8 protein-coding genes are annotated in these 8,269 nt (G+C 59.8%); all 8 read left to right on the top strand.

The features are described 5' to 3' along the window. The first annotated feature begins 8 nt into the window (after positions 1 to 8). On the top strand, positions 9 to 740 hold the full coding sequence (locus C4S71_RS08390; RefSeq protein ID WP_103968839.1) for a 16S rRNA (uracil(1498)-N(3))-methyltransferase: 732 nt from the start codon (positions 9 to 11) through the stop codon (positions 738 to 740). 177 nt (positions 741 to 917) lie between these two features. Then, entirely contained in the window at positions 918 to 1,862 is a 945-nt protein-coding gene (kdgD, locus tag C4S71_RS08395) for a 5-dehydro-4-deoxyglucarate dehydratase (RefSeq protein ID WP_422666842.1), read from the top strand. A 45-nt stretch (positions 1,863 to 1,907) separates the two neighbouring features. Next, positions 1,908 to 2,861: a Bug family tripartite tricarboxylate transporter substrate binding protein gene (locus C4S71_RS08400; RefSeq protein WP_103968840.1), complete on the top strand. Its 954-nt coding sequence runs from the start codon at positions 1,908 to 1,910 to the stop codon at positions 2,859 to 2,861. 9 nt (positions 2,862 to 2,870) lie between these two features. Next, positions 2,871 to 3,389: a tripartite tricarboxylate transporter TctB family protein gene (locus tag C4S71_RS08405; protein ID WP_103968841.1), complete on the top strand. Its 519-nt coding sequence runs from the start codon at positions 2,871 to 2,873 to the stop codon at positions 3,387 to 3,389. A 1-nt stretch (position 3,390) separates the two neighbouring features. Further along, positions 3,391 to 4,878 carry a tripartite tricarboxylate transporter permease gene (locus C4S71_RS08410; RefSeq protein WP_103968842.1) on the top strand — a complete coding sequence of 496 codons (1,488 nt, stop codon included), beginning with the start codon at positions 3,391 to 3,393 and terminating at the stop codon, positions 4,876 to 4,878. A gap of 13 nt (positions 4,879 to 4,891) precedes the next feature. Next, on the top strand, positions 4,892 to 6,217 hold the full coding sequence (locus tag C4S71_RS08415; RefSeq protein ID WP_103968843.1) for an enolase C-terminal domain-like protein: 1,326 nt from the start codon (positions 4,892 to 4,894) through the stop codon (positions 6,215 to 6,217). 71 nt (positions 6,218 to 6,288) lie between these two features. Continuing rightward, a complete protein-coding gene (locus C4S71_RS08420; RefSeq protein ID WP_103968844.1) occupies positions 6,289 to 7,026 on the top strand; it encodes a FadR/GntR family transcriptional regulator in 738 nt (245 codons plus the stop codon). A 47-nt stretch (positions 7,027 to 7,073) separates the two neighbouring features. After that, the coding region (locus C4S71_RS08425; RefSeq protein ID WP_103968845.1) for an aldehyde dehydrogenase (NADP(+)) at positions 7,074 to 8,269 on the top strand (1,196 nt) is incomplete at its 3' end.

The raw sequence follows: 8,269 nt of genomic DNA on the forward strand, positions 1-8,269 counted from the left end.
GGCTCGCCGTGTCCTCCGCGCCGCGCATTCACGTCGCCGCCGACTTTACCGTCGGCGGCGACGTCGTTCTGCCCGAAGGGCCGGCGCACCACCTGGCTCGGGTGTTGCGCCTGAGCGAGGGCGCGCCGGTGCGCCTGTTCGACGGCGCCGGCCTGGAGGCCCGGGCGGTGCTGGTCGAGGCCGGGCGCAAGCGCGTGGTGGCGCGTATCGACGCGGTGGAGGCGGGCCGCGGCGAGTCGCCGCTGGCGGTGCATCTGGGCCAGGCGATCTCCAAGGGCGACCGCATGGACTACGCCGTGCAGAAGGCCGTCGAGCTGGGCGTGGCCGCCATCACGCCGCTGTATACCGAGCACGGCGACGTGCGCCTCAAGGGCGAGCGCGAAGCGAAGAAGCTGGCCCACTGGCAGGCGGTGGCCGTCAGCGCCTGCGAGCAGTGCGGTCGTGCCGTGGTACCCACCGTGCATCCGCCCAGGCCGCTGGCCGAATGGCTCGGCGAGCGCCGCGAGGCGCTGCGGCTGGTGCTGCACCCGGGCACGGCGAGGGCGCTCGAGCAGGCCGACACGCCCGCCGACGCCGCGCTGCTGATCGGTCCCGAGGGCGGGCTCGCCGAGGCCGAGGTCGAAAGCGCCAAGGCCGCTGGCTTCGCCCCGCTCACCCTCGGCCCGCGCATCCTGCGCACCGAAACCGCGCCGGTTGTGGCGCTGTCGCTGCTGCAGTATCGCTTCGGCGACCTGGGCTGAAGTCTGTTGATTGACACGATGTATTCGAATTAACAGAGCGTTTTAGACTTTGGTCTATTTTTTACATTATTCCTTGCAGGGCTGAGAGCGGGTTATTAGCTTGTATGTTGTATGATGTATGACAACAAGCGTAGTCGGTCGTCCCAAGCTAGTACGTCAGCGGACCCATAGCCGGCGATGCGTGCAACCGAAGAGGAAGAGTTCGTGAAATTTTCCAGAGCAGCTGTGGTACACGCCGTAGGAGATGGATTGCTGTCGTTTCCCATTACTGATTTCGATAGCGAAGGACGCTTCGATGCGGAAAGCTATCGTCGTCGTCTGGAGTGGTTCATCAGCCACGATATCTCGGCCGTCTTCGTCGCCGGCGGCACGGGGGAGTTCTTCAACCTCTCGCTCGATGAGTATCGCGAGATCGTGCGGGTGGCCGTTAATGCTGTTGATGGCAAGCTGCCGGTGATCGCTAGCGCTGGCTTGAGCGTCGAGAGCGGCAAGGCCTTCGCCAAGGTGGCCGAAGAAGAGGGCGCCGACGGCATCCTGCTGATGCCGCCCTACCTGACCGAGTGTCCCCAGGATGGACTGGTCGAGTATGCCCGGCAGATCTGCGACTCCACCTCGATCAATGTCATCTACTACAACCGCGGCAACGGCATTCTCGATGCCGACTCGGTGCAGGCGCTGGCGGACCAATGCTCGAACCTGATCGGCCTGAAGGATGGCAAGGGCGATATCCAGGCGCTCAACAAGATCGTCAAACGCGTGGGGGATCGCCTGGTCTACGTGGGTGGCGTGCCCACCGCCGAGATCTTCGCCGAGGCCTACCTCTCTATTGGCGTGAATACCTACTCATCGGCCGTGTTCAATTTTGTACCGGACATGGCGGTGAAGTTCTACCAGGAGCTCCGCAAGGGGAACCGTGAGGTCGTCAAGCGGATCACCAACGACTTCTTCATCCCTTTCGTGGATCTCAGGGATCGGAAAGCAGGTTATGCAGTTAGCCTGATCAAGGCAGGCGCCGAGATCATCGGACGTCCGGCCGGCGAGGTGCGGGCGCCGCTGACCATGCCGACTTCCGAAGAGCGCCAGCAGCTAGAGACGCTGGTGAATATTGCGAAGCAGTTATAAAGGCACAACGCTGCAAAAACACGCATAGCATCACGAGGTATAAATATGAAAAAGACAATGATTGCACTCTCCCTTGCCGTGGGCGCCGCTGGTTTTACAGTACAGTCTCTGGCTGATAGCAATTATCCAGAGCGAAACATCGAATTCATCGTTCCATGGAATGCTGGTGGGGGCGCGGATAACGTAGTTCGAGCGCTACAAAACCCTGTTGAGGAAGTGTTGGGCACCAATATCGTTGTCAGAAACCTCTCTGGCGGTGGTGGTGCTGTTGGTTTCTCTAGGGCCCTATCTGCAAAGCCGGATGGCTATGTTGTAACCATTCCGACCAATGCCACTTTCACCTTGGAAGGGCTGGGTAATGTCGACTTTACCTATACCGATTTCGAGTATATTGCCAGAGTGCTGGTTGAGCCCTACGTCCTTGCAGTCAATAGTGGTAAGGGGTGGGAAACCCTTGAAGATCTAGTTGACCATCTTCAAGAGAATGACGCGCGCTTGATGGTTGGGGCTTCCGGTGTTGGTTCCTCGACACACGTCATGGCGGTTGCTTTAGCCGAGGAGCTCGGTGTCGAATTTGACGTAGTTCCTTACGATAGTGGTGCGAATGCAGTTACGGCAGCTATGGGAGGTCATATCGATGCTGTCGTTCTCAATCCATCGGAAGTGGTTTCAGGTATTGAGTCTGGCCGATTGACGGCGCTGGTGACTACTGGTGACGAGAGAAGTGGAGCCATTTCCCAAGCGCCGACGATGTTGGAAGAAGGTTACGACTTCTCTGTCAGTCAATGGCGAGGTGTGGCTGCGCCTAAAGGAATCAGTCAAGAGGTCGAAGACAGGTGGGTTGAAGCCATTCAGTCCGCCGTCGAGAGTCCGGAGTTTCAGCGAGCTGCCGAAATGATGGGGTCTGATATCATGCCTCTCTATGGTGATGAGTTAGACGAGTTCGTAGAAAGGACAGCGCGTCTGATGATTGATGAGGCAGCAAAGCTTCGGCAGTGAGGTAAGATAATGAAACGGTCTATAACAGAAGCCGTCGTTCATCTTGTGTTGATAGGCCTTGCAGGATACTTCCTGATGGAGTCTTTCTCGATTAGAGGAAGTGCCGCCGGTGGCAGTTTGCCACCGGCGTTTTTCCCCAAGGCGATATGCACGCTTCTCCTAGTGCTTTTGAGTGTTTCTCTGCTCAAGCTTATTTATGCAACGGCCAAGCATAATGAAGGTTGCCAGGAGGCGAGTTTCTCTCGAGGCTCGGTCATCCCTGTTGTCAGCTGGCTCGTAGTCTTCTTGCTGTTAGTCCTTTATGCAGTGGTGCTGGAACCTCTGGGTTATGTGGTGTCGACAGCACTGCTGGTATTTAGTGTAGTGGGTACCCTGGTGATGTTGAGCCCCGGCGATGAAAGCGGGATATCGGCCAAGGGTATCGCCAAGCTAGGCGCTTTTTCGATGATAGTTTCCCTATTGATCTTTTTCCTATTTAGCCAAGGGTTCGGCATCATTCTGCCCACCCTTGGCGTGATGGGGGTATAACATGGCGGATTATCTAGACGCCTTCGGGCTGGTGTTTCAGGGTTATGTTCTGCTGGCCATCGCCGGTGGCACCCTGCTCGGACTCATCATGGGGGCCTTGCCTGGCCTGACGGCGGCCATGGCTATTGCGCTACTGCTGCCTCTGACCTTCGGCATGCCGCCTGTGATGGGCATCGGCATGCTGCTGGGCACCCTCTGTGGTGCCATCGCCGGGGGCTCCGTATCGGCGACGCTGCTCAATATCCCCGGTACGCCGTCTTCGGTGGCGACGACCCTGGATGCCTTCCCCATGGCACGCAAGGGGCAGGCGGGTCGTGCCCTGGGCATTGCCATCGTTGCTTCCTTCCTTGGGGGCATCTTCAGTGCCGTGGTACTGAGTGTGTTGGCCCCCCCTATCGCGGAATTTGCGTTGCGCTTTGGTGCTCCTGAGTATTTCGCACTCAGTATCTTCGGGCTTGTGATTATCGCCTCGGTGGCCAAGAGCCTAATCAAGGGGTTGGTCGCTGGCCTGATCGGCTTGCTACTGGCCACGGTGGGTACCGACCCCATCGCCGGGGTCACTCGCTTTACCTATGGCAACTACTCGTTATTGACCGGTATTAATCTGTTGCCGGCTCTGATAGGCCTCTTCGCCGTCTCCCAAGTACTGGCCGATGTCGTCGACTACTTCAAGACGGAGAAAGCTGACACATCCAAGACCAAGCTGGACAAGGCGGCGCCACGTTGGCTGGAGGTGATAAGAAGTTGGAAAGTGCTCTTCTCTAGTTCCGTTATCGGAACCATTGTAGGTGCGATCCCCGGTGCGGGTGGGAGCATCGCCTCCTTCCTCTCCTACGACCAAGCCAAGAAGATGTCCAAGACGCCCGAGAAGTTCGGAACCGGGCACCCGGAGGGCATAGTGGCCTCCGAGTCATCCAACAATTCGCTGGTGGGGGGCTCGCTGATACCCATGTTGACTCTGGGTGTGCCTGGTGAGGCTGCAACAGCTGTTTTAATGGGCGGGTTGATGATTCAGGGGATTCGTCCCGGACCGATGCTCTTCGCTGAGCAGGGCGCGATCATCTACGGAATATTCATTGCTTTCTTCGTCGCCAATATCTTCATGCTGATGTTCCAATGGTTTGGTATCCGGCTCTTCGTCAAAGTGCTGCAGATTCCGCGTAAGCTACTGATGGCAATGATCCTAGTGTTCTGTGTGATCGGTGTTTACGCCGTTGATTCCGATATCTTCAATGTCTATCTGATGCTCGGCTTCGGCGTGCTCGGCTACTTCCTCAATAAGTATGGCTTCGGGACGGCGCCGGTCATCCTTGGGCTAATACTCGGCCCCATTGCAGAGTCCAATCTACGCCGTGCTCTGCTGCAGTCGGGGGGGGATTGGTCGGTATTCGTCATGCGGCCCATTAGTTTAACGTTCCTTGCGGTCGCGCTGATCTTCCTGGTCTTTACCTATTGGCAGAACACCCGCCACAAGACTTTATTGACCTAACGAGAGGTGGTCCATGTTTCCTTCGATCAAGAGCATGCGTGTGGTCCCGGTGGCCGGCTACGACGGCTTCCTGTTGAACCTCAGCGGTGGCCATGCGCCATGGTTCATTCGCTGCGTCGTCATTCTGGAAGATGATGCCGGCAATCAAGGAGTTGGAGAGATTCCGTCCAGTGCCGGCATCCTCAAGGGGCTGGAGCAGTGCCGCTCCCTTGTGGAGGGCTCTAGGGTTAACGAGATCAAGCAGACCTTGCATCGGGTGCGTTTGTTGCTGGCGCAAAACGGTCGCGAGGAGCGGGGTCGCCAAACCTTTGATCTGCGTGTGGCGGTGCATGTGATCACCGGTATCGAGTCGGCCCTGTTCGACCTCTATGGCCAGGCGCTGCAGATGCCGGTAGCTGACTTGCTAGGCCAGTACGGTCGCCAGCGCGATGAGGTCGAAGCCTTGGGCTACCTGTTCCTTCTCGGAGACCCTGCCAAGACGGATCTGCCCTATCCCAAGACGGAAAATCCGCAGGACGCCTGGGATGAGGTGCGCTATCGCGAGGCGCTGACGCCCGAGGCGGTGGCCAACTTGGCCAAGGCGGCCTATGAACGCTATGGCTTCAAGGACTTCAAGCTCAAGGGTGGTGTGCTACGTGGTGAGGAGGAAGCGGAGTGCATCCGTGCACTGCACGACGCCTTCCCCGAGGCACGACTGACGCTCGACCCCAACGGCGCCTGGAAGCTCGACGAGGCAGTACGGGTGCTCGATCCTATCAAGCACCTGCTCAGTTATGCCGAGGATCCCTGCGGCCAAGAGGAGAGCTACTCCGGTCGCGAGACCATGGCCGAGTTCAAGAAGCGCACCGGATTGCCTACCGCGACCAATATGATCGCCACCGATTTCAAGCAGTTGCAGTATGCCGTTCAGCTCAATTCGGTGGATATCCCTCTGGCAGACTGCCATTTCTGGACCATGCAGGGCGCTGTGGCGGTGGGCGAGCTGTGCAATGAGTGGGGCATGACATGGGGCTCTCACAGCAACAACCACTTCGATATTTCACTTGCAATGATGACCCATGTGGCCGCGGCTTGCCCCGGCGAGATCACGGCCATCGATACTCATTGGATCTGGCAAGATGGCCAGCGGATCACCAAGAATCCGTTCGCGATCCGCGATGGCAAGCTAAGCGTGCCGAAGGTGCCGGGTTTAGGAGTCGAGCTGGACGAGGAGAAGCTGATGGAGGCGAATCGTCTGTATCAGAGCCTCGACGTGACACAGCGCAACGATGCCATGGCCATGCAGTACCTGATTCCCGGCTGGGAGTTCGACCCCAAACGGCCGGCTCTCGTCCGTTAGTTCCCGGCCGAGCCAGCCTGGATAAATAGGCGTATGTTTGTGAGAGATACATTCATGCCGAGGAAGTTGATATGCCAGCTGAATTAGGGCAGCTCAATGTGCGCAGGGTCGGCCAGCAGGGAAGCCTCTCTGTGCACGTGGCGGACCAGCTTGAAGTCCTGATCACTGAAGGCAAGATCGCGGTTGGGGACAAGTTGCCGCCTGAGAGCAGCTTGTGCGATTCCTTTGGCGTCAGCCGCACGGTAATCCGTGAAGCCATTACCCACCTCAAGTCGCTCGGACTGGTCGAGACACGTCGCGGCGTCGGTACGACCGTCTTGCGTTCGACCACCATTGAGGCAAGGCCTGCCAAGCGCATCAATCCGACAACGGTGAAGGATATCCTTCACGTGCTTGAGTTACGTTTGACATTGGAGCCAGCGGCAGCAGAGCTGGCAGCATTGCGGCATGACGAAGAGGACCGTCGAGTCCTGCATATTCGCCACGAAGCCTTCGTCAAGGCACATGCGGATAAATCGCAGGCGCGCGTGGAGGATTACGAATTCCATCACGCGATCGTCCAGGCAACCAAGAACCCTTTTTTCAACCAATTCTACGAGCAGCTTAGCCAGAGTGTGATCCCTCGCGCCAAGCTACTCAGCATAGAAATCAATCCCGTGACCTCGGAGCGCTACCTGGCACGTGTACAGGAGGAACACGCCTATATTCTTGAGGCGATTCTGTCGAGAGATGCGGAAGCCGCTCGTGAAACGATGTTCCAGCACCTGAACCGCGCGAGGAATATGTACGCTAAGTATCAGGAAACCTGAAGCGGATTGAGCTATCGCAATTAACTAGTACGAAATTAGGAGCCATCATGACCTTGCTAGGCAAGATGCTGATCGGCCGCGAGGCCGTCAGCGGCAGTTCCACGCCCATCCACGCCGTCGACCCCGCCACCGGTGAGCGGCTGGCACCCGCCTACGCCGGTGGCACCCAGGCCGAGGTGGAGCGCGCCTGTGCCTTGGCCGAAGCGGCATTCGGCGTCTACCGCGAGACGACGCTGGAGCAGCGCGCCACATTCCTCGAAACCATCGCCGGCGAGATCGAGGCCATCGGCGACGAACTGATCGAACGCGCCATGGCCGAGACCGGCCTGCCCCGCCCCCGCCTCGAGGGCGAGCGCGGCCGCACCTGCGGTCAGCTGCGCCTGTTTGCGTCGGTGGTACGCGCCGGCGAGTGGCTCGACCTGCGCCTCGATCCGGCCCTGCCCGAGCGTGAGCCGCTGCCCCGCGCCGACCTGCGCCAGCGCCACATTCCGCTCGGCCCGGTCGCCGTGTTCGGCGCCTCGAACTTCCCGCTGGCCTTTTCCGTGGCCGGTGGCGATACCGCCTCGGCACTCGCTGCCGGCTGCCCGGTGATCGTCAAGGCCCACTCCGCCCACCCCGGCACCTCGGAGCTGGTGGGCCGCGCCGTGCAGCGAGCGGTGGAGAAGAGCAACCTGCCCGAAGGGGTGTTCTCGCTGCTGTTCGGCTCGGGCCGCGAGGTGGGCCAGGCGCTGGTGGCCGATCCGCGCATCCAGGCGGTGGGCTTCACCGGCTCCCGCGCCGGCGGCACCGCGCTGATGAAAACCGCCCAGGCCCGCCCCCAGCCGATCCCGGTCTACGCCGAGATGAGCTCGATCAACCCGGTGTTCCTGCTGCCCGAGGCGCTCAAGGCACGCGGCAACAAGCTCGCCGAAGGCTTCGTCGCCTCGCTCAACATGGGCGCCGGGCAGTTCTGCACCAACCCCGGGCTGGTGATCGGCGTGAAGGGCGCCGAGCTCGGCGCCTTCGTCGAGACCGCGGGGGGTGCCGTCAAGCAGAGCGCCGGCCAGACCATGCTCACCCCGGGCATCCACGACGCCTACGAGCAGGGTGTGAAGCGGCTCTCATCCAACGGCAAGGTACGCGAAGCGGCCCGCGGCCAGGTCGGCGAGAGCGCCCATGCCTGTCAGGCCGGACTGTTCGTCACCACCGCCCAGGACTTCCTCGCCGAGCCCGAGCTGCAGGAAGAAGTGTTCGGCGCCACCTC

The organism is Billgrantia desiderata (genome assembly GCF_900108215.1).
GTDB lineage: Bacteria > Pseudomonadota > Gammaproteobacteria > Pseudomonadales > Halomonadaceae > Halomonas > Halomonas desiderata.